This window comes from Candidatus Pedobacter colombiensis (assembly GCA_029202485.1).
In the GTDB taxonomy this organism is placed as follows: Bacteria; Bacteroidota; Bacteroidia; order Sphingobacteriales; family Sphingobacteriaceae; genus Pedobacter; species Pedobacter colombiensis.
Map to the genome: position 1 here is coordinate 827355 of CP119313.1, position 22667 is coordinate 850021.

At 40.2% G+C, this 22667-nt stretch carries 16 protein-coding genes and 1 pseudogene; 6 read left to right on the top strand and 11 right to left on the bottom strand.

The genetic code is table 11. The features are described from left to right. The first annotated feature begins 11 nt into the window (after window positions 1–11). Both P0Y49_03375 and P0Y49_03380 read left to right on the top strand, forming a co-directional pair. Complete coding sequence (locus tag P0Y49_03375) at window positions 12–1292, top strand: rhamnogalacturonan acetylesterase (GenBank protein ID WEK20190.1); 1281 nt, start codon at window positions 12–14, stop codon at window positions 1290–1292. Next, on the top strand, window positions 1282–3609 hold the full coding sequence (locus P0Y49_03380; protein WEK20191.1) for a glycoside hydrolase family 127 protein: 2328 nt from the start codon (window positions 1282–1284) through the stop codon (window positions 3607–3609). Before P0Y49_03375 ends, P0Y49_03380 begins: the two co-directional genes overlap by 11 nt. Before the next feature lie 3 nt (window positions 3610–3612). Here the strand turns inward: P0Y49_03380 and P0Y49_03385 are convergent, their stop codons facing one another. Genes P0Y49_03385 through P0Y49_03405 form a run of 5 tightly spaced genes read right to left on the bottom strand, consistent with a single transcriptional unit; the run spans window position 3613 to window position 11098 of the window. After that, complete coding sequence (locus P0Y49_03385; protein ID WEK20192.1) at window positions 3613–4593, bottom strand: glycoside hydrolase family 43 protein; 981 nt, start codon at window positions 4591–4593, stop codon at window positions 3613–3615. 10 nt (window positions 4594–4603) lie between these two features. Then, window positions 4604–5539, bottom strand: a complete 936-nt coding sequence (locus P0Y49_03390) for a glycoside hydrolase family 43 protein (protein WEK20193.1) — start codon at window positions 5537–5539, stop codon at window positions 4604–4606. A 27-nt stretch (window positions 5540–5566) separates the two neighbouring features. After that, window positions 5567–7489 carry a glycoside hydrolase family 97 catalytic domain-containing protein gene (locus P0Y49_03395; GenBank protein ID WEK20194.1) on the bottom strand — a complete coding sequence of 641 codons (1923 nt, stop codon included), beginning with the start codon at window positions 7487–7489 and terminating at the stop codon, window positions 5567–5569. A gap of 4 nt (window positions 7490–7493) precedes the next feature. Further along, entirely contained in the window at window positions 7494–9035 is a 1542-nt protein-coding gene (locus tag P0Y49_03400) for an alpha-L-arabinofuranosidase C-terminal domain-containing protein (GenBank protein ID WEK20195.1), read from the bottom strand. 53 nt (window positions 9036–9088) lie between these two features. Then, window positions 9089–11098, bottom strand: coding sequence for an alpha-L-arabinofuranosidase C-terminal domain-containing protein (locus tag P0Y49_03405; protein ID WEK20196.1), 2010 nt, complete (start codon window positions 11096–11098; stop codon window positions 9089–9091). A 186-nt stretch (window positions 11099–11284) separates the two neighbouring features. Here P0Y49_03405 and P0Y49_03410 point away from each other — a divergent pair, with 186 nt between their 5' ends. Further along, window positions 11285–12316 (top strand): GntR family transcriptional regulator, encoded by a 1032-nt coding sequence (locus P0Y49_03410; GenBank protein ID WEK20197.1) that lies wholly within the window; start codon window positions 11285–11287, stop codon window positions 12314–12316. 28 nt (window positions 12317–12344) lie between these two features. Here the strand turns inward: P0Y49_03410 and P0Y49_03415 are convergent, their stop codons facing one another. The 3 genes from P0Y49_03415 to P0Y49_03425 form a co-directional block, all read right to left on the bottom strand. Further along, window positions 12345–12914 (bottom strand): MarC family protein, encoded by a 570-nt coding sequence (locus P0Y49_03415; protein WEK20198.1) that lies wholly within the window; start codon window positions 12912–12914, stop codon window positions 12345–12347. 87 nt (window positions 12915–13001) lie between these two features. Continuing rightward, window positions 13002–14699 carry an amino acid permease gene (locus tag P0Y49_03420; GenBank protein ID WEK20199.1) on the bottom strand — a complete coding sequence of 566 codons (1698 nt, stop codon included), beginning with the start codon at window positions 14697–14699 and terminating at the stop codon, window positions 13002–13004. A 179-nt stretch (window positions 14700–14878) separates the two neighbouring features. Next, a complete protein-coding gene (locus P0Y49_03425; protein ID WEK20200.1) occupies window positions 14879–17188 on the bottom strand; it encodes a sodium-translocating pyrophosphatase in 2310 nt (769 codons plus the stop codon). Window positions 17189–17744: 556 nt separating this feature from the next. Here P0Y49_03425 and P0Y49_03430 point away from each other — a divergent pair. After that, entirely contained in the window at window positions 17745–19163 is a 1419-nt protein-coding gene (locus tag P0Y49_03430; protein ID WEK20201.1) for an amino acid permease, read from the top strand. Between the two features lie 26 nt (window positions 19164–19189). On the opposite strand, the gene P0Y49_03435 is transcribed toward P0Y49_03430, so the two are convergent. From P0Y49_03435 to P0Y49_03445, 3 genes and pseudogenes are all read right to left on the bottom strand, one after another. Then, window positions 19190–20125: an Rpn family recombination-promoting nuclease/putative transposase gene (locus P0Y49_03435; protein ID WEK20202.1), complete on the bottom strand. Its 936-nt coding sequence runs from the start codon at window positions 20123–20125 to the stop codon at window positions 19190–19192. Between the two features lie 145 nt (window positions 20126–20270). Then, window positions 20271–20435 (bottom strand): ATP-binding protein, encoded by a 165-nt coding sequence (locus P0Y49_03440; GenBank protein WEK20203.1) that lies wholly within the window; start codon window positions 20433–20435, stop codon window positions 20271–20273. Beyond that, window positions 20377–20536 (bottom strand): annotated as a pseudogene (locus P0Y49_03445) (magnesium chelatase domain-containing protein). The gene P0Y49_03440 and the pseudogene P0Y49_03445 overlap by 59 nt, the downstream one beginning before the upstream one ends. A 65-nt stretch (window positions 20537–20601) precedes the next feature. On the opposite strand from P0Y49_03445, the gene P0Y49_03450 reads away from it, so the two are divergent. Further along, on the top strand, window positions 20602–21168 hold the full coding sequence (locus tag P0Y49_03450; GenBank protein ID WEK20204.1) for an RNA polymerase sigma-70 factor: 567 nt from the start codon (window positions 20602–20604) through the stop codon (window positions 21166–21168). A gap of 66 nt (window positions 21169–21234) precedes the next feature. After that, a complete protein-coding gene (locus tag P0Y49_03455) occupies window positions 21235–22356 on the top strand; it encodes a DUF4974 domain-containing protein (protein ID WEK20205.1) in 1122 nt (373 codons plus the stop codon). Window positions 22357–22667 lie beyond the last annotated feature (311 nt).

The following is a 22667-nucleotide window of genomic DNA, read 5'->3' on the forward strand; positions in this document are numbered from 1 at the left end:
ACCAACCAAATATGATGATGAACCTTAAACCCTTTATAACTGTATTATTAGCCTTTACTTTATGGAACACCGGTATTCATGCACAGGTAAAATTTAAGTTCGATTTTGGTGCAGGCAAAATCGCTGATGGCTATACCCGCGTTTTACCTGATCAGAGCTATTCAAAAGAAAATGGATACGGTTTTGATTTCAATACTGTTATGACGGGTAGTGGCACCCCATTTTATTTCTCTGTTAAAGTGCCTGAAGGAAATTATAAAATAACGGTAACGCTTGGAGATCCGAAAAAGGCATCCCAAACTACAGTTAAAGCCGAATCACGCAGATTGATGCTGGAAGCCGTTCCGGCCAAAGCAGGAGAGTTCATAAAAAAGACTTTTATTGTAAATATAAAAGATAGGAATATCAATAATGGAGAGCAGGTCGCGCTTAAGCCCCGCGAATTGACAAAGCTAGACTGGGACGATAAACTGACGCTGGAATTTGCCGGTCCGCCCGCCCTAAAAGCTATGGAAATTACGAAAGTTGAAGATCAGATTACAGTTTACCTGGCGGGAAATTCGACTGTTGTCAATCAGGATGATGAACCTTGGGGTTCCTGGGGACAAATGATCCCACGCTTTTTTAAACCCGGAGTGTCATTTGCCAACCATGCAGAATCAGGTCTCACATTGGGCTCTTTCATAGGTAGTAAAAGATTAAAGAAAGTATTGAGTGTAATGAAGTCCGGAGATTATCTTTTTATAGAATTTGGCCATAACGATCAGAAAGATAAAGGACCTAATGATGGTGCATATAAATCATACACCGAACGTTTAAAAACATTCGTAATAGAAACAAAGAAAAAGGGAGGAATTCCGGTGATTGTGACATCCACTAGCCGCAGGTCTTTTGAAAATGGAAAGATTGTAAACTCTTTGGGCGATTTTCCGGATGCGGCACGTAAAGTTGCAGCTTCAGAAAATGTTGCACTGATAGATTTGAATGCACTGACCACAACATTGTTCAATGCCCTTGGCGAAGAGTCTTCAAAAAAGGCTTTTGTACATTATCCTGCAAACTCGTACCCGGGACAGGACAAACCCCTGGCAGATAATACACATTTCAATACCTATGGTGCCTACGAGATTTCCAAATGTGTGATTGAAGGGATAAAATCTGCTAAGCTCGATCTTGCAAAATACCTGATCAACCCAAAAGCTAAATTTGATCCGGCTAAACCGGATGCTGTTGAAGACTGGCACTGGCCGGAAAGTCCGAAAAGTAGTGTGGTAAAACCTGATGGAAATTAAGCCAATGAAAATCTTTTTCTGTATATTTTTCGGAATACTGACCTTGTCTGTCAGCGCTCAAAAGGAAAGCAAAGTTTTAGAATCCTTCCCATTAAGCAGGGTAAGTTTACTCGATGGGCCATTTAAACAGGCACAGCAAACGGATATGAAATACATACTATCCCTTAGTGCAAATCGTTTGCTGGCCCCATATCTGAAGGAAGCGGGTTTAAAGCCAAAGGCCGAACAATATGGGAACTGGGAGAACACAGGTTTGGATGGCCATATTGGTGGTCACTACTTATCCGCACTTGCTTTCATGTATGCAGCTACCGGAAATGCAGAACTAAAAAGCCGAATTGACTATATGTTGGATGAACTGGATAAATGCCAGATCAGTAATGGAGACGGCTATCTTGGCGGTATACCGGGAGGTAAGGCCATGTGGAAACAAATTGCCGATGGAAATATAAAAGCTTCCGGTTTTTCATTAAATGGAAAATGGGTCCCTTTATATAACATCCATAAAATCTACGCTGGGCTTTATGATGTTTATGCCCAAACAGGTAACGTTAAAGCCAGACAAATGTTAATCCGGCTTACGGATTGGTGCGTTAAACTGGTCGCCAACTTATCAGATGAACAAATTCAGACCATGCTCAAAAGCGAACATGGTGGATTAAATGAAGTATTTGCCAATGTTGCAGTAATTACCGGGAATAAAAAATACCTGGAACTGGCACGCCGGTTCTCAGATCATAAAATTCTTGATCCACTGCTGCAAAGTCGAGATGCACTAAACGGGTTACATGCCAACACACAGATTCCAAAGGTGATTGGCTTTATACGCGTAGCTGAAGTTTCAGCAGATTCGGCCTGGGCAAAGGCGGCAGATTTTTTCTGGCAGACTGTGGTGTCGAACAGAACCGTTGCTATAGGTGGAAATAGTGTGCATGAACATTTTCATCCTGCTAATGATTTTTCATCCATGATGGAATCCAGGGAAGGACCGGAAACCTGCAATTCCTATAATATGCTTAAGTTAACCAATCACCTGTTTCTGGCAAAAGCATCGTCAAAGTATATGGATTATTACGAACGAACCTTGTATAACCACATTCTTTCTTCGCAACACCCTGACGGTGGTTTTGTTTATTTTACACCAATGCGTCCCGTTCATTACCGGGTATACTCACAGGCCCAGGAAAGTTTTTGGTGTTGTGTGGGCTCCGGATTGGAAAATCACGGTAAATATGGAGAATTGATTTACGCCCATACTGATAAAGATCTTTTTGTGAATCTTTATATCGCCTCTGCGTTAAACTGGAAAGAGAAAGGAGTAGAAATGGTACAACGAACTAACTTCCCCGAAAGCGAAAATACAATGCTAACCTTAAAGCTGGCAAGGAGTAATCGTTTTACCCTTCACTTACGTTATCCATCCTGGATAGAAAAAGATAAAATGGAAGTCTATGTAAATGGCAAGAAACAAGCGATAAATAAAGATAGTAATGATTATGTCGGCATCACCCGCTTATGGAATTCTGGTGATGTGGTTAAGGTAAAGCTGCCCATGCATACCAGTACTGAGTTTTTGCCGGATAAATCGGATTGGGTAGCATTTGTCCGCGGACCAATTGTATTGGCAGCAGCGATGGATACACTAGATCAGCCTGGGTTAAGGGCAGATGGAAGTAGGATGGGCCACATTGCATCCGGACAACTCTATCCTTTAGATAAAGCGCCTTTAGTTGTTGGTTCAAAGGATAACCTGATAAGATCTGATGATTTATTTTACCAGCCAAAATATAAAAATCTCAAACTCGTACCATTTTACACTTTAAATGATACCCGCTACATCATCTATTTTCCTTACAGCAGTCAGGAAAACCTGCCTGAAAGATTAGCCTCCATTAAACAAAAGGAGCAGGCCGAAATCGATTTGGAACAGCGTACTGTAGATGTAGTGAGGACAGGTGAGCAGCAGCCAGAATCCGATCATAATTTTAAAGGTGAAAAAACAGAAGCAGGCTTATTCATGGATCGGCATTTCAGAGCCGGTACAGGTTGGTTCAGCTATAACTTTAAAAACAAAGCACAGACGGCAAAAACAGTGCGTTTAACCTTTTTTGGGAAGGATAAAAACAAAATGTTTGACATTTTAATCAATAATAAACCGCTTACCACCATAACATTAGACGGAACAAAAGAGGCAACGTTTTTTAATGAAGTATATGCGATTCCGGCGGAGCTATTGAATACTAACCCTGAAATAAAAATAATGGCAAAAGAAGGATCTTCAATTGCCAATATTTATGAGATAAGGTTAATGAAATAAAAACTATTTGGCTTTTTCTACCCCCTCAGTGGTCATAACTACCCGTTTCATACTGCCATCTTTATTGTAATATAGATAATCTATACATACTGATCTTCTAAAACTACCACCATCATTATTGATTGAGCCATTATGGTAGATGAAATAAGACTTTCCTTTAAAATCTATGATGGCCTGATGGTTCGTGTTAGAGTTCCCGGCAATCTCATTTAATATCCCTTTATAAGTCCAGGGACCATTGATGTTTTTGCTCATGGCATAGACAATTTTCTCCGGGAATTGAGAAGCATAGGATAGATAATACCAACCTTTACGTTTGTGAATCCAGGGCGCTTCAGTAAACTCAGGAATATCCACGGTTTTAATGGGACCATCCAATTCAATCATGTTCTTTTTTAGTTTGGCATAATAACATTTTGTATTTCCCCAGAACAAGTAAGCCTGACCGTCATCATCTATGATGACAGTAGGATCGATATCATCCCAACTGATCTTTGTATCTGTTGTCATGTCATTTGTGATCAGCGCTTTGCCAATGGCATCCTTAAAGGGACCAGTCGGACGATCAGATACGGCCACGCCAATGGCCTTGCCATGAATGGTATTATGTGTAATGGCTACATACCAGTAAAACTTTCCGTCACGTTCAATGACCTGCGAAGCCCAGGCATCGTCCTTTGCCCATAGAAAATCTTTTGTACTAAGCGGTACTTTATGTGCTCTCCAGTTTATCATATCAGCAGATGAATAACATAGCCATTCGTGCATTTCATATCTTTCTTTGCCTTTCGGCGCCTCATCATGACCGGTATAGAGATAGACAGAATCACCGTAAACCATGGCCGCAGGGTCGGCCGTATATTTATCTTTGATGATGGGGTTGCCGGTCGACTTAAAGGTCTTGATTTCCTGTGCACGAACTAAAGAAAAACAAGCCGTGCCAAGCAGCAATGTTAAGCAAGCGGATTTTAGGTGTTGGATCATGTGTTTCGTGTTATAGCGCCAGTAATTTTTTAAGTTCTTTTTGTTTCACCTGAAGAATTGTACCATGTCTTAAACCTTTAGGTAAAGAGATTTGATCAGATACATCCTGCCAGTTCTTTAGGTCCGATGACAGGATCGCTCCATATTTATGATCCCTGTATTTATCGAAGTATACCAGCCAATCATTTCCTTTTCTTAATGTGGTTGGCCCTTCAGCCCAGTAATTGCCAGTAATTGGAGCGCTTGCTGCAGAGTAAGGCCCGGTTAACTGATCACTAAAGGCAACTTTAAGGTTTTTCTGAGCGGGTTCTCTGGTCTCATCTTTCAGGAACATGACAAATCTTCCACCGTCCTTTACAATGGTAGCATCAATCACGTTAAAACCCGGATCGTAAAGGAGTTTGGTTTCGGAATAGGTTTTAAAGTCTTTCGTTGTCACGTAATACATCCGGTGATTGTACCCATCATCAGCTTTAGAAGCCGTTTCAGGAAATTTGCCGACAATAGTGGTCGCCCAGTAGATCATATATGTTTTGGTAGTAGCATCATAAGTAATCTCTGGCGCCCAGGTATTTCTTGCACCCTCTTCTTTAGCCATTACCGGAATAAACTGCTGCTCCGACCAGTTGATCAGGTCTTTGGAGCTGGCATAACCAATACCTTTATCTTTCCAGCTTACCGTCCATACCATGTGGAATAAACCATCAGCCCCACGAATAATACAAGGATCACGCATGAGCTTGTCCTTGCTAACTGTTGGGGTTAAAAAAGATTGGTCATTTTTTAATGCCTTCCAATGGTAGGCATCTTCGCTGTAAGCTAAATGAAGACCATCTTCTCCGTTGCCTTTAAAGTATGCGAATATAAACGGGTCTTTTGAAGATTGGGCATTTGCCGATAATAGGGCCGTACAATAAAGGACTGCGGTAAATAAAAACTTATTCATTGAATTCATTTAAATATCATTGATGATTTATTCGGTTACAATTACAAAACCACCATAAGGTTTCATGGTAATTTGTGTTTCTTTTTTTAGTCCGATATCATTTGTTGCAAATGACAACTCGGCTGCTCCATCGGTAATTAACCGGCCTTTTTTTGCATAAGCAGAAAGATCCAGCTGAATTGTTTTTTCGGTCTTTTCTCCATTGATACCCGCTATATACCACTTGTTGCCTGCTTTACGTGCCATTACTACGAGTTTCCCGGGATACCCGTCTACAAGTTTTGTGTCTTCCCAGCTTACCGGAAGCTTTTGTAAAAAGCTTTTCACCTCTAGTGGGACAGTTGCCATTCCCTCTGGTGTTTCTGCAAGGTGTTGTATGCCTGACTGAAAAATAACCGGCAGGGCAAGCTCAAAAGCACTGCTGGTTATTCTGTTGATTTTTGGGATTTTATAAAGACACATAGGGGTGAAGTCCATAGGGTCAAAAATATTCCTGGTGAAGGGAATTGTTGTGGCATGTGCCGGTTCCTCATTGGCATTGGCCTGCTCGAAAGTAATGAATTCCATTCCTTTAATGGATTCCATGGTGAGCAGGTTGGGGTATGTCCGCTGCCAGCCTCTTGGTAAAGTAGCACCATGACAGTTTACACTCAAGCCAAATCTGGCTGCATCTTCAAACAAGTCCTGATAATAAGCGATCATAGGTTGTCCGTCGCCACCAAAAAAGTCGACTTTGATACCTTTAATACCCATTTCTTTTAACAGCGCAAATTCTTTCAGACGATCTTGCTGAGTCAGCAACTTATTTTTGGGGGTGTATTTTACCGTGTTCCAGTCGCCCGCAGAGTTGTACCAAAGTAATAATCCTACTTTTTTGTTTTTGGCATAATCAGCAAGCTCCCTGATTTTGTCGTAACCAATTTTCCTGTCCCAATCTGCATCGATTAAACAATATTCCCATTGCATGGCAGCAGCAAAGTCTATGTATTTTTTTTGCAGCTCATAGTTGATAGAATTGTCCTTCAGGATGATCCAGCTCCAGGAAGCCCGCCCTTTTACAAAAGCGCTGGGGTCTATTTTGGCCAGAGCAGGGTAGGCCAGATCGGTGCCTAAAGTAGATTCTGTGACTGTTTTTAAACTGCCTACAGCAATTATCCGCCAGGGCGTATACCAGGGTAATGTAGATTCAGGGTTAACGGTTTTGTTGATGAAAGACTCCCGGGGATCAGGCAAACCAACCCGGTACTTCCCATCGGGGGAATTTTGTTGTAAGCGCGTAGCGCAGTAATTGCGGTCTAGTCCAGCTTCGGTAACCAGTAGCCAGGTATCTTTGTAATTGAATAAAGCAGGATAAACCCATCCTGCAGCTGTAGGCGCAGGCTTTCCAATTTCTATTTCCTTCTGATAGTATTCTTCGTATGAGGGGTTGGTGCTTTCCCATCCGCTTTTAGCAATAGCCATGGGTTGCAGCCAAGCCTTTGTTCCGGTTAAAAAATGGAAAGAAGTCCGTTCTTCAGTAATGGTTTTAGGCTGAGTATCGCGCTCCGGGAAAAAATAACGGAATGCCACCCCGGCATCCGATACCTGAAAGATGATATCCATCTTTTTCCCTGCCGAATTTTGAAGATGAAAAATGCGCTTATTTGCTTCATAGTGATTTAAAAGTCGCTTTCCATTGTTCAGCGTATAACTATCACTTACCCTCGAAACTGCGGAGACCTGATTCAATGCAAGATCCTTTGAAAAATCTTCGTCAGATCTGACAATACCCAACTCCGCATCTTTCATTACCTGAACGCCTTTTCTGCTGATGTTGTAATAGAGCTTTTTACCATTCAGACTAACCTGAACTTTTAATTGTTGATCAGGGCTGTCTACCTGATATTGTGCGTTTACCTGTTGTATGTACAGAGCGAACAGCAGCAGGCACAGGTACTTTAGTTTGTTCATGTCCTTATGATTTAAGTTCTAGTACAACTACAGATTGGGCCGGAAGCTCAACACTTAAATTGTTCCCGTTTTTTTTAGCACCATTGAACTTTGATATACCCACTTTATTGGGTTCTGTAAAAGAATTTACATCCGTAACATTTTTTGAGGTGATGATTTGTCCGGAAACAGACTTCCAGGTTAAACCATTTAAGGCGGTATTCAATTTAATGCTGTTTTTTGGATCAAGGTTTACCAATGAAATATGGATGGTGCCCGAGGCATCCTGTGAAGCAGAAACATTAAGTGCAGGAATCTTTTTATCTCCCGAAACATAGTCAGGACTTACAAAATCTATCGGCAAATATTTGGCATCCTGATGCACCTGATAAAGATCAAACACATGATAAGTAGGGGTAAGGATCATCTTGTTTTTTTCGGTAAGGATAAGCGCCTGCAATACATTTATCGTTTGTGCCAGGTTGGCCATTTTTACCCTATCAGAATGGTTGTTAAAAATGTTCAGGGTTGTGGCGGCTATTAAAGCGTCACGCAGACTGTTTTGCTGATAAAGGAAACCGGGATTGGTTCCTGGCTCTACATTTGTCCATACTCCCCATTCGTCAACAATTAAAGCTACCTTCTTTGAGGGATCGTATTTATCCATAATGGCTGAATGCTTAGCCACAATTTCGTCCATTCTCAGGCAGTTTTTCATGGTATTGAAGTACTGGCTTTCATCAAATGCAGTAGCCGAACCCTTGTCTTTCCAGTTTCCTGTAGGTATGGTATAATAGTGCAAGGTTAATCCCCACATGCGGTTCCCAATGTTTTTCATACAAGTTTCTGTCCAGTTGTAGTCTTCAGAATTGGCACCACTGGCTATTCTTTTAAGTGGAGCACCCTCATAATTGCGCGCATAAGTGGCGTATCTTTTATATAAGTCGCTATAATATTGTGGTGTCATGTTACCGCCACAGCCCCAACTTTCATTGCCTACACCCCAGAATGAAACCTTCCATGGTTTTTCCCTCCCATTTTGTTTACGAAGGGTAGCCATCGGACTTACCCCATCAAAATTCAGGTACTCCACCCATTTCGCCATTTCTTCAACAGTACCACTACCAACGTTTCCGGCAATGTAAGGCTCACAATTAAGCATTTCACAGAGCTGCAAAAACTCATGTGTACCAAAACTGTTGTCTTCCGTCACACCACCCCAATTGGTATTTACCATTTTGGGCCTTTGGTTTCTTAGGCCAATGCCATCCCGCCAATGATATTCATCTGCAAAACATCCTCCTGGCCAGCGTAAGTTGGGCACCTTTATCTTTTTTAAAGCATCAACAATATCCAACCTGATGCGGTCTTTATTAGGAATGGTCGAATTCTCATCTACCCAGAAACCATCATAAATACAACGGCCAAGGTGTTCGGCAAAGTGCCCGTAAATATGTTTGCTGATGATTTGTTTGTCAGCAGGTTTAATATTTAATTGCGTTGTGTTTTGAGCAGGGCTGATAAAAGGGATCAGTAGGCCTAAAAGAGTAAAACGTAATGATTTCATTTTAAGTGCTGTTTATATGGTTTTATAATTTGGTTTATAAATTGATGTTCATACTATTTAAAAGGGATTTGGATCACATTAAAGGAGTAAGGCTTGAGCTTCATGTGGAGTTGCCCGTCTTTTAATTTAACCGATGTTTGTTTAGGACTAATTGCAGTTGGCAGATTAAAGGTATTGGTCTCCGTAAATGAATTGCCGGTCATTTCTTCTACAAGCCCCTTCATCATAAATTTACTGGGATTGGCTATACTGAAATCAGCATCCTGTAATTTGTCTGAATGGTTCACAATTTTAACGATCAGTTCTTTGCGCTTTTGGTCAATGACAGCGGAAGCATAAAGCCCGGCTTGCCCCGTTACAGGTTTATCGTCAAGTAAAATTGAAGCAAGCTCGGTACCTTTATTTAACGAAAATAGTTTTTGAACATAATAGTCCGGTGTGCCGTAACATTTCAGGTTATCTACCCAAATCATATCCGGAGCCCACTGCCAGGCATCAATATGTGCAAAAAGAGGGGCGTAAGATGCCATTTCTATAACCTCAGCATTGCGTTCCAGACCGGTCATAAAAGCTGCAGCAGCAATGGCACTTTGCCAGTTGTTTCTTTCGCTGCCGATAATGGCCTTATCTGCATGTACGGCGTACTCACCTGCAAAAACTTTGCTCCCATTTCTAGCATAGGTATCATATCTACCTGCATTTTTCAGAAACCAATCTGCCGGGCGGTAATAATGTTCATCAATAATATCCGTGTTCAGCTGTCTGAGGTTATTGTTAAGAAAATGAAAACGTTCATTATCCGGATCAGTGCCTGAACTGGCGATGAGTTTAAAGTTTGGGTATCTGGCCTTAATTGCGTCTGTGAAAACCTTTAAACGTTCCAGGTATTGAGGTCCCCAGTTTTCGTTACCAACACCCATCATTTTTAGATTAAAAGGCTTTGGATGGCCCATCTCTGCACGCACCTTTCCCCATTTACTGTCAACATCGCCATTGGCAAATTCAATCAAATCTAAAGCATCCTTAACATAAGGATCCAGCTCTTCTAAAGCGGCCACCTCGCCCGTGTTAAACTGGCAAGCCATACCACAGTTCAATATGGGCAGAGGTTCTGCACCAATATCTTCTGACAACTGGAAGTATTCAAAGAATCCAAGACCAAAGGTTTGATAATAATCTGGCGCTGCACGGTGAGGAAATTCGGTATTCCACCTGTTGATCATCGTTTGTCTTTCTTCCACCGGTCCAATTGTTTTTTTCCATTGGTAACGGTTTGCCAGATCAACACCCTCTACGATGCAGCCACCCGGAAAACGTACAAATCCAGGCTTCATATCTGCCAGCATTTGCACCATATCAGCTCTTAATCCACCGGGGCGTTTCATCCATGTATCTTCCGGAAAAAGTGATAGCATATCCAGGTCAATCTTTCCATTACCTTCAAACCAGATGGTCAATCTGGCCTTAGGATCGGTCTCCGTGGCGTAAAAACTGGAAGTTTGTTTTTTCCAGGTATTGCTGCTTTCAGCTGGAACTAATTCACCCTGCCCAATAATTTTATTGTCCTTGCCAAGCAGCTCAACATGAAGTTTAACCCCCTTAGCAGTTTGTCTGTACAAGATGGAAAAGTCATAGCGCAGCCCCTTTTTAATCCCCATCCCTTTAAAACCTTCATTGGTAATGCCCAGGCTTCGAGGTTCAGGATTACTTACAGTAACCTGAAGATACCTTGGGTTGTTCGGGTTGTCATCTTTACGGTTTACAACCAACAATTCGCCTTCCGTAGCTTTTTTACGCTGTATGGTCCAGCCCATTAGTGGTTTGCCAAATTCAAAAGAACGGTTCTTTATGAGTTCAGCATAGATGCCCCCATCGGCACCGAAATTGATATCCTCAAAAAAAACACCCCACATGGTCCCTGGTATTTTTACAGCAGGTTGTTCAGTCTTTACTTTAAACACCAGGTTGGATTGGGCTAAACAAGGATTGAAAGATTCAGAAAATAATAGGATTAAAACGGAAAAAACCATCAATACCTTTTGGAATTTAGAATAGCGTTGCATGAATTCGGTTTATATACTTGGTTCGTATCTGTAAATTAGTTTGAAAATACGAATAATAGTCAATTTAACGTTTAATTTTTAAATAATTATTTATGCAATCTTTCCGAGAACGATTGCGTAAATAAACTTGCTATTTAGCTGTTCTTTAGTAATATTAGAGTTCCGAAAAGGACTAGCCAAATAACCATGAAATTAACGGATTCTTATAAATACATCAGTATTGATGAATATTCTGCAACGCCAAAGTATATCCAGCTTACGAACTCTATTTTGTCGGCTATAGAGGCAGGTCACATTAAGAAGGACGATATCCTTCCTTCAATTTGCGACATTAGTAATGAGCTGGAAATTTCGAGGGATACAGTCGAAAAAGCTTATAAGAATTTAAAAAATATAGGTGTATTAACATCCATTCCGGGTAGAGGTTTTTATATCCTGGATACTGCATTCAGACAAACACTAAAGGTCTGCCTGCTTTTTAATAAGCTAAGCGTTTATAAAAAAATAGTTTATGATTCCTTTTTATCTGCTTTAGGTGAAGGTGCCGCAACCGATTTATTCATCTATAACAATGATTTTAGAATTTTTAAGAACTTTCTTGAAGATAAAAGAGATCGCTATTCGCATTTTGTAATCATTCCACATTTCTTAGAGGGAAAAGACCACGCTTACGAAGTGATCAATACCATTCCAAAACAAAAGCTCATCATTTTGGATAAGAGAATACCCGGTATTACAGGAGATTACGCGGGTGTATATGAAGATTTTGAAAATGATATCTATAGATCCCTGGAAGAAGCCTGCCCCTCTTTAAGTAAATATCATACCTTAAAACTCATATTCCCGGCCAATAGTTATTACCCCAAGGAGATTGCAAAAGGATTTTCCAGATTTTGTCAGCATTATGCATTTGCTTATCATTTGGTCAATAACATAGCTGAAGAGCCAATAAATGAAGGAGAAGCCTATATCAATCTTTTAGAAGACGATTTGGTGATTCTGATAGAAAGGATTCAATTGCTGAAGTTGAAAATAGGAAAACAAGTTGGAATTATATCTTATAATGAGGCCCCTATAAAACGAGTCATATTGAATGGTATCACCACCATTTCCACAGATTTTTCCCGAATGGGAAATCTTGCCGCTAATCTGATCCGCGAAAATTCCCGTGAACATATTGATGTTCCCTTTCATTTAACATTGCGCGATTCTCTTTAATGGTTGTTTTAGAGATGAATGGTATATGTTATAGCCCTGTATTGTTTCTAAACAACTTAATGGCAATGGCTAACAGGATAATTCCGAAGGCCTTTCTTAAAACATTTAAGCCTGATTTTCCAAATAGCTTTTCTAAGCGTTCTGTATTCTTTAAAACAAAATAAACAAACAACATATTAACCAGAATGCCGACAATAATGTTTTGAGTAGCATATTCTGTTTTTAAAGACAGGAGGGTAGTCATGGTTCCTGCACCCGCAATCAATGGAAATGCCAACGGAACAATAGATACAGTTTCCGGGGCATCACCTTCCTTAAATATGGTTAAGCCTAATATCATTTCCATTGCAATAAAAAAGATCACCATGGAGCCCGCAATGGCGAACGATTCTACATCCAGACCAATTACCTTTAGTAAGGTTTCTCCTGCAAATAAAAAGAGAACCATTAAAATGGTTGCTACTATGGTTGCTTTCTCTGATTGGATATGACCTGCCTTTTTTCTAAGCTCTATTACGATGGGAATAGCACCCAAAATATCAATGATAGCAAATAAGACCATTGAGGTGGAAAGGATTTGACGAAAATTGAATTCCATAGCGGTAGATTTAGAATACAAAGTAACGGAAAAAAAAGACTCCTGCACTTTTTTTGTACAGGAGCTTTTTTTATGAAGTTAAATATGCTATTTAGCAGTTACCTTACTGGCAGTAGCCGCTTTAATTACATAAAGAATAGTATGTGCAGCGGCAAAAATCAATGAGAAATAGTATAATCCGCTGTCAGCGCCATCTGTAATGTGATGGTGAATAATGGCAACCAGAACTAAAAATACACCTAAAGCCAAACCAATATAAGAAATGGTTTTAGTGCTTTTCATCAAGGTAGTTTGTTTGTTGTCCGATAGTAAACTGTTTTTCATACCATAGAACAGGTAAACATCTAAACCAATGATCATCCAAACCAATAAACGTACCCAGGTATCTAAAGGTAAAAACACCATCATTCCTAAGCAAACAGCTATGCCTAAAATTGGAATTAACGGAACCAATGGCACTTTAAAAGCTCTCGGTAAATCCGGCATCCTTTTTCTTAAAATAACTACACCTATACATACCAGGATAAAGGCAAGCAAGGTACCAATACTAGTCATTTCACCAACGACAGTAGCTGGTACGAAGGCTGCAAATAAACTTACAAATACCATGAACAATAGATTACTTTTTGCCGGGGTACTGTATTTAGGGTGCACTTTTGAGAAAACCTTAGGTAATAAGCCATCTTTACTCATGGAGAAGAATACCCTTGATTGTCCCAATAGCATCACCAGAATTACTGAAGCATAACCACCCAGGATGGCAAGAATGATTAATTTATTTAACCATGGATAAGCTGGGGTAACAATTCCGGCTGCATTTTTAACGCCCATATTGTCAATTGCAACAGCCACAGGAGCAATACCATCCTGACCTTTAAACAGATCGTAATTGGCAACACCTGTCATAACATGAGCAAAAAGAATATATAAGATGGTACAGATAAATAAAGAAACCAGGATACCAATTGGCATATCTCTTTTCGGATTTTTTGCTTCCTGTGCAGCAGTTGATACGGCATCAAAGCCTATGTAGGCAAAGAATACAATTCCGGCAGCCCTGATTACACCACCCCATCCGTGCATAAATACACTTTCGTGGCCCGGTTTATCAGCAGGGATAAAGTATGGCGAATAATTTTCGGCATTGATGTATTTCCATCCAAGGAAGATAAAGATGAAAACGATAATCACTTTAATGGATACAATAAGCCCATTTACAAAAGCAGATTCGCTTGTTCCTCTAATCAATACAAAGGACATTAAAACAATGATAAATACAGCAGGTAAATTAAACATACCATGAACAATAGTACCATCTAATAGCGTAACATGTTCAAAAGGTGACATGGTTACCTGTGGCGGGAGGTGAAGGTCGTAATATCCTAGAAATTTGACTAAGTACCTGCTCCAGCTAATAGAAACTGTTGCAGCTCCTAAAGCATATTCTAAAACAAGATCCCAACCGATAACCCAAGCTACAAATTCGCCCATGGTGGCATACGAATAAGTGTAGGCACTACCGGCAACAGGTATCATGGAGGCAAACTCTGCATAGCATAATCCTGCAAAACCGCATCCTAATGCTGCAATGATAAAGGAAATGGTAATAGCAGGACCGGCATTGTTGGCGGCTGCCGAACCGGTAATGGAAAAAAGGCCAGCCCCTATAATTGCTCCAATACCTAAAGCAACCAGGTTTACCGGCCCAAGTGTTCTTTTTAGTGTTCCCTCACCGCTCTCTGCTGCTTCCTTGGTGAGTAAGTCGATCGACTTTCTAAAATTCATAATTTGTGGTTTAGTTTAATAAGTTAGTTTTTTATATGTTGCTGTTTAATTTGAATTGCTGTTTTGTTGATAGGTATAAAATTTACAATTATCATGTGAGTGTCAAACCTAAAGAAAATATATCTAAAAATAAAAGGGATTCTTTTTAGAAATCCCTTTTATTTTTTTAACTATTTAGACTATGGCTTCACAATTACAGTGTCTTTAACACTTTTAATCGTTTCAGTTGTGGAAATAATTTTTGATGAGTCATTTGCATCAGTAACAATTTCAATCTTCTTTGTGTATTCCTTAACCTTTGTACTGCTATCAACCGAACTGCTAACTGCAATGTAAGGTGCGATAACCAATGAAACGATAGACATTAACTTGATCAGGATATTCATTGAAGGCCCTGAAGTATCTTTAAAAGGATCACCAACGGTATCACCTGTAACAGATGCTTTATGCGGCTCCGATTTTTTATAATGCATTTCCCCGTTGATCTCTACACCCTTTTCAAATGATTTCTTGGCATTGTCCCACGCACCGCCGGCATTAGACTGGAAAATCCCCATGAGTACACCGGAAACAGTAACGCCAGCCAATAAACCACCCAATATTTCGGCTGAGCTTACCGAAGGGAAAACTCCTTTAAAGCCGAAACCAACAATAATTGGCACCAGTAATGCAATTGCACCAGGTAGCATCATTTCACGAATAGAGGCCTTGGTAGATATGGCCACACATTTTTCATATTCCGGTTTTGCTTTATATTCCATGATTCCCGGGATTTCGCGGAACTGACGGCGAACTTCCTGTACCATGTCCATCGCAGCTTTTCCAACAGCTGCAATACATAATGCAGAGAAGATAAAAGGAATCATAGCGCCTACAAATAAGCCTGCTAGTACTGGTGCTTTGTAAATATCAATTGCAGAGATACCGGCCACACCCACAAAGGCTGCGAACAGGGCTAGTGAGGTTAAGGCTGCAGAAGCAATAGCAAAGCCCTTTCCTGTAGCAGCAGTTGTGTTACCAACTGCATCCAGGTTATCTGTACGTTCGCGCACTTCGGGAGGTAGCTGGCTCATTTCGGCAATACCACCGGCATTGTCGGCAATTGGGCCGAAAGCATCAATAGCCAATTGCATGGCGGTAGTAGCCATCATACCTGCAGCGGCAATTGCAACACCATATAAACCTGCAAAAGCATAAGAGAAAATGATACCACCAGCTAAAACCAGGATAGGGGCAACAGTGGATTTCATACCCACGGATAAACCGCCAATGATATTGGTGGCATGACCTGTACCTGATTGTTGGATAATGGAGTTTACAGGACCCTTACCCATGGCGGTATAATATTCGGTAATGATACTCATTAGCGTACCGACTACTAAACCTACTATAATGGCACAATATACATCCAGGCTCGTAAAACTAACACCACGCAAATGTAAATGTGCAGGCAGCATAGCCATCACTACAAAGTAGGAAACAATAGCGGTAATCAATATGGATCCCCAGTTTCCTAAATTTAGTGCGGTTTGTACGTTTGAATTTTCACCCTTAATACGTACAAACCAGGTGCCTATAATAGAAAAGATAATGCCTAAGCCACAAATTACCATGGGCAACAACACCGGTGAGAAGCCATTCAGGTTATCTGTAGCTATTCCATTTATTTTTTCGACTACAATTTCCTGGCCCAATACCATGGTAGCCAAAATGGTAGCTACATAGGAACCGAACAAATCGGCACCCATACCAGCTACATCGCCCACGTTATCACCCACGTTATCGGCAATGGTAGCAGGGTTACGCACATCGTCTTCAGGAATGCCTGCTTCAACTTTACCCACTAAATCGGCACCAACGTCGGCAGCTTTGGTATAAATACCACCGCCAACACGAGCAAATAAAGCGATGGACTCAGCACCCAGTGAAAAGCCGGTCAGGACTTCTATTGCAGTTCTCATTTCTGTGCTGTTGGCTTCAACAACATTAAATATTTGTAGAAAAACAATGAATAAACCTCCTAAACCCAAAATTGCCAATCCGGCAACACCAAGCCCCATTACAGTACCACCGGTAAAAGAAACCCTTAAAGCTTGTTTTAAACTGGTTCTTGCTGCCTGTGTAGTGCGAACATTCGCTTTTGTTGCTGCTTTCATCCCGATGTATCCTGCTGTGGCAGAAAATACAGCGCCAATGATAAAGGCGACAGCGATGATCCAGCTAGAATGTAAGACAACACCGTTCACCTCGTGTACGGTGCCCGAATAAGCCAGGAGTGCGGCTGTAAATACCACAAAAACACTCAACACCCTCCATTCGGCTTTCAAAAAAGCCATGGCCCCATCGGCGATATAACGGGCAAGCTCCTGCATTTTCGCCTCGCCTGCATCCTGTTTGTTTACCCACGCACTCTTAATTGCCATTACCAGAATACCAACTAAGCCCATTACAGGGATCATGTAAATTAAATTGTTTTGTAAAAACTCCATACTTTAATGCTTCTCGTTTAGGTTGTTTAACTTGTTTAGTTTAGTTCGTTTGGTTCTCCGTTTTGTGGTTCGCGGTGGTTCTTAATATGCGTTTTTTCACAATCGGCCTTTAACAAAAATAGTTGTGTATATGTAATTAACAAATTTTTAATCAATTGATTGCAAATGTTTTTTGAAAAAAATAACGTTTTGTGCTTTCAATAGCATTTAGCGCTGATTTTTTATTTTGCAACTGATTCAATATGTCTATTTTTTAAAAAACAGAAAAGTAAGGGTAATTTACCTTATAGTTAACGTAATCTGGACGGCATATAGACGGATGTTGAACGGACATTGAACGGACACTGGACGGGCTAAGCCGTCCAGTGTCCGTTTCGTATCGGTTAAATGGAGAGCGGGTAAAAGTTAATTAATCGAAATCTGAAGGAAACGTAATGGTTTAACAAAAAAACTTAGGTTTTACTGTATAACAGTGATTTTTAAATATATTAGCTGTAAGAAGGGCTAATGCTGATCGCTTGGTAAGCCCTGACGTAACCAACCAAACCAAACAAAAATGGATAAACAAAATCAGGATGGCTCTTTTAAAAGGGAGCTTGGGCTTTTAGATGGTACAATGCTTGTCGTTGGATCGATGATCGGCTCAGGAATATTTATTGTTAGTGCCGATATTGCCAGACAGGTAGGCTCTGCCGGGTGGCTTATATTTGTTTGGGTAGTAACTGCAGTAATTACAATCATTGCTGCGGTAAGCTATGGTGAGCTCAGTGCAATGTTTCCTAAAGCCGGTGGACAGTATGTTTACCTGAAAGAAGCCTACAATAAACTGATCGCTTTTCTATATGGTTGGAGCCTTTTTGCTGTTATACAGACGGGTACTATTGCTGCGGTAGGAGTGGCTTTCTCTAAGTTTGCAGCCTATTTATTTGAGCCTTTTAGTGAAAATAACATCCTCTGGCCTGAACATTATTCCATTAGTGCTGCCCAGCTGGTTTCTATTGTTACAATTGTTTTCCTAACCTATGTAAACAGTCGCGGGGTCAAAGACAGTAAGATTTTGCAAACTGTTTTGACGATCATAAAAATTTTATCACTGCTGGGCTTAATTGTATTTGGGTTTACTTTAGCTGCAAAGGCTGAAGTTTGGAATGCCAACTGGTCTAATGCCTGGGAAACACGTTCTTTTAGTCTGGAAACAATGACCTGGACACCAATTAGTGGTAGTTTACTGCTCTCAGGTATTGCTGCTGCAATGGTCGGCTCCATTTTTTCCAGTGATGCCTGGGCTGGAGTTACCTTTATTGCCGGGGAAATTAAAAATCCAAAACGTAATGTTGGAATGAGCTTATTTCTAGGTACGCTTATCGTTAGTGTCATTTATGTTCTCGCCAATCTGATGTATGTAGCGGTTTTGCCTTTAGATGTGATCACGACAGCCAAATCAGATCGTGTAGCGGTTGTAGCGGCCCAATATATTTTCGGACAGGCAGGAACTATTATCATCGCGCTAATGATTATGATTTCCACGTTTGCCTGCAACAATGGTTTGATTATGGCAGGAGCAAGGGTGTATTATACCATGGCTAATGATGGTCTGTTTTTTAAAAGGGCGGCTAAATTGAACCGTTATGACGTGCCAGGTTGGGCCTTATGGGTTCAAGGGGCTTGGGCATCAGTATTGTGTCTTACCGGACGTTATGGTGCCTTGCTGGATTTTGTAGTGATCATAGTTTTGATCTTTTATATCCTGACCATTTATGGGATTTTCATTCTAAGGAGAAAGATGCATGATGCCGATCGTCCTTATAAAGCTTTCGGTTATCCGGTGCTTCCGTTGCTGTATATCGTTTTGGCTTCGGCACTTTGTATTGCCTTGCTGATCTATAAAACGAATACCTGTGGTTGGGGAGTACTGATCATGTTGATCGGAATACCGGTTTACTATTTAACTAAGCAAAAGAATGTAGTAGAGTAGTAATAAAAGATCTTAATAATTCTTGGCTACAAAATTTCGATTTCTTCTTTGGTGAGTCCGGTAGTTTTAGAGATAAGGCTTAAAGGAATGTTTTCAACTTTTAATTTGCGAGCTACTTCTTTAAGCCCTTTTTCAATTCCTTTTTCTAACCCTATTTCAATTCCTTCTTTAACTCCCTTTTCATGACCTTCTTCTCTCACGTATTCCATCGCGCTATAGTTGTCCCGTTGTATTTTTAATCTTTGATTGTATTCACACATTTCTTCTCGCGTTAAATTGCCAACTTCAGCAAGCTCAAATACTTTTTCGTATTCTGTATTGCCTACTAAAGATAGCGGTATTTCAGATAATTTTTTTAGGTTATTTAAGATGTAAAGCCACTCATCCAATTTACTTTTCAACTCTGTTTCCAGTTTTGTAAATTTAGGCATTTCTATAAAAGTATACGACAACTTTGAATAAAATTCTTGGTGCGTATTGTTGTCCATTAGCCTTATATCATGGATAAAATGATCTGGATGGCTGTCGTCGAAATTAAAATTCATGATCCCTATAAAGAATATTTCAGGCATCTCATAATTCCAATTTGCAGCGACATCAATGCCCTGCTCCTGAATCAGATTTGCTGTATAAAAAATACTTCGGTCTTTAAAGTTTATAGCTTTTGCTTTTTGCATTTCTACCATAAATTTTTCACCCTTGTCGCCAGTACAGTGTAAATCCAATACCGTCTTCCTATAATCTTCACCGGAACCTTTAAACTCGATATTATTATACTGAATATCAACAATTACTTTCCTCCCTATTAGCACTTGGTTGATGAAATTGATTAGCAGGTTCTTGTTGGGTGCTTTCCCAAAAATGTGTTTAAATCCAAAGTCAGAATAAGGGTCAATATAGCGTGGAAGTGCTTTCTTATTTAGTGGATTGATAATTCTTATACTACCTGTTTCTTCGCTCATTTTTCCCTTGCCTTTCAGCAAACCTATCGAGATAATTCATGATAAATCTCACTGTGCTGAAATTTGGTTGAAAACGCAGTCTAAACGTATTTAGGGAAAATTAAATATCGAAAGGCACCAAAGATTGATTTATCCATAAATCAATCTAGATAACAATAAAATACCATTGTGAGCCAGGGATATTTCGCACCAATGCCATATCAGAAACACTATGATGTGGAGCTCTGAATGGCCTGGTAGTTACCAACAATTGCTGCGAGTACCCCAATGGCAATGGGCAGGTCAAAAGCCGTTCCTTCTTTTCGGACATCTGCTGGAGAAAGGTTAACTAAAAATTTTTTGTCTAGGCATTTTGTAGCCTGCATGAACAATTGCTGATTCAACACGCTGCAGACTTTCTTTTATGGCATTAGCTATGTATAGAAATAATTAATTATCATTGGAGTCAAATGTTCATAATAAAAACGGGATAAGCGATGGCTGACTATACTGAGTTTACTGATCAGGAAATTATAGAAGAATTGAAGGCTGATGATCATGCAGCATTTAACGAAGTGCACAGACGTCATTACGCGATGCTGTTGCGTTATGGATATAGTCTAATAAGCGATAAGGAAGCCTGTGGTGATATGGTTCAGGATGTCTTTGTTTGGTTTTGGGAACATCGGAATCAGCATCAGATTCAGTGTATTAAACCTTATTTATTTACCGCAGTGAGGTTTCAGGCTGCTAAATTCATTAGGAAGGGGAAAGTGCGTGATGCACATTTGTTGAGCTTAAACCAGATAGATAACTATAGTCTAAATGAAGAAAGTTTGGAAGTTAAGGAGCTTAAAGCTGTCATCGCTAGTTTTATTCATCAGCTTCCAGATAAATGTGCAGTGATATTTAGAATGAGCAGGGAAGAGCACATGACCAATAAGGAGATTGCTGCTAAATTGGGGATTTCTGAAGCTACCGTAGGGGTGCAAATTAAAAGAGCTTTAGATAAACTGAAAAACAATTTAGGTAAAATGCATTTTTGGATGTACTTTTTTATTTAAAAATAAATTCCTGCTTTGTAAAGATTAAGCGAAGTTAAGGTACTTACTCATCAAACAGGCAAAACGATGAATAAGGAAGAACTAGTTTCTTTAGCGGAAAAAGTGAATGAAGGAACAGCGACAACGCATGAGCTCGCCCTTTATATAGCGGGTTGTGAAGCGCTTCACATGGCTTTTCAAAAAGATGCTGAGCAATGGCCGGAGCTAGATGAAGAGCTTTCTACAATGGAGGCAGCATCTCTTAGAAGGTTTTGGCAGAGCCAGCATCCCACAAAAATTAAAATCTTCCCACTTTGGAAAAGGGCAACCACTATTGCGGCGGCAGTAGCGGCAATAGTGGTTGGGGTTTATTTTTTTAAATTTAATGATACCGTTAAGATTAAACCAGGCAAAAACATCGCCACGTTGACCTTGGCTAATGGAAAAACCATTGAACTAAGTGATCATAAAACAGGCGTAGCCATTCAGGGTACTCATTTGGTATATAATGATGGATCTTCTGCGTCGACGAATGAAATAGAAGCCATAGAATTGACTGCTACCACACCCAAAGGTGGAACTTATCAGTTTACACTTCCCGATGGCACCAAAGTATGGCTGAATGCCGCTTCGAAACTGATTTTTCCATCGCAATTTAAAGGTGGGGAAAGAAAAGTTCAACTGGAAGGTGAAGCTTATTTTGCTGTCCAGCATAACGCCAAACAACCTTTTCAAGTTTACAGTAAAGGACAGGTAGTTAAGGATATTGGTACAGAATTTAATATAAACGCGTATACAGATGAGCCTTACGTTAGAACCAGCCTTATAGAGGGGATCGCTTCTGTAAGGCCTATTTCCACAATAGGTAGAAAAGATCGCAGAGATAGAGCAGAGGAAATAATATTAAAACCAGGGCAACAAGCACAGTTAAAGGGTAGCGCTATCAAGGTTGCTAAAGTCAATCTTAATGCTGAAGTAGCCTGGAAAAAGGGAGAATTCGTATTTGACAATGAAAGCCTCGGATCTATTATGCGTAAAATTTCCCGCTGGTACAACGTAGATATCGTTTACCGGGGTGTTGATCCGGCAGAAACATTTGGAGGATCAATCTCTCGGTTTGCAGAAGTTTCTAAAGTATTGGAGAATCTGGAGCTTACAGGAGAAATACACTTTAAGATATCAGGAAGAACTATTTATGTCTCTCAATGAACTAAATAACCACAAACAATTAAACTAAACACAGCATGAAAAGAAAACTACCAGATTAGGAATAGCAGATCAATAAGGGGACTCTTATCATACAAACGCAACTCCGACTGCGAATCGGAATTGCGTAATGTTTGAGTCAACCCTTACCGGCAGAGCCGGTAAAAATTTACAGAAACTACTCATGTATTAACCCAAACATTACGAAAGTATGAATAATTATACTATTCACAAGGATGTCGTGTTTCGAAAGTCACGGCCTCTCCAAATCATTAGAGTTTTGCGAATAACGGCATTCCTTTTATTTATAACAT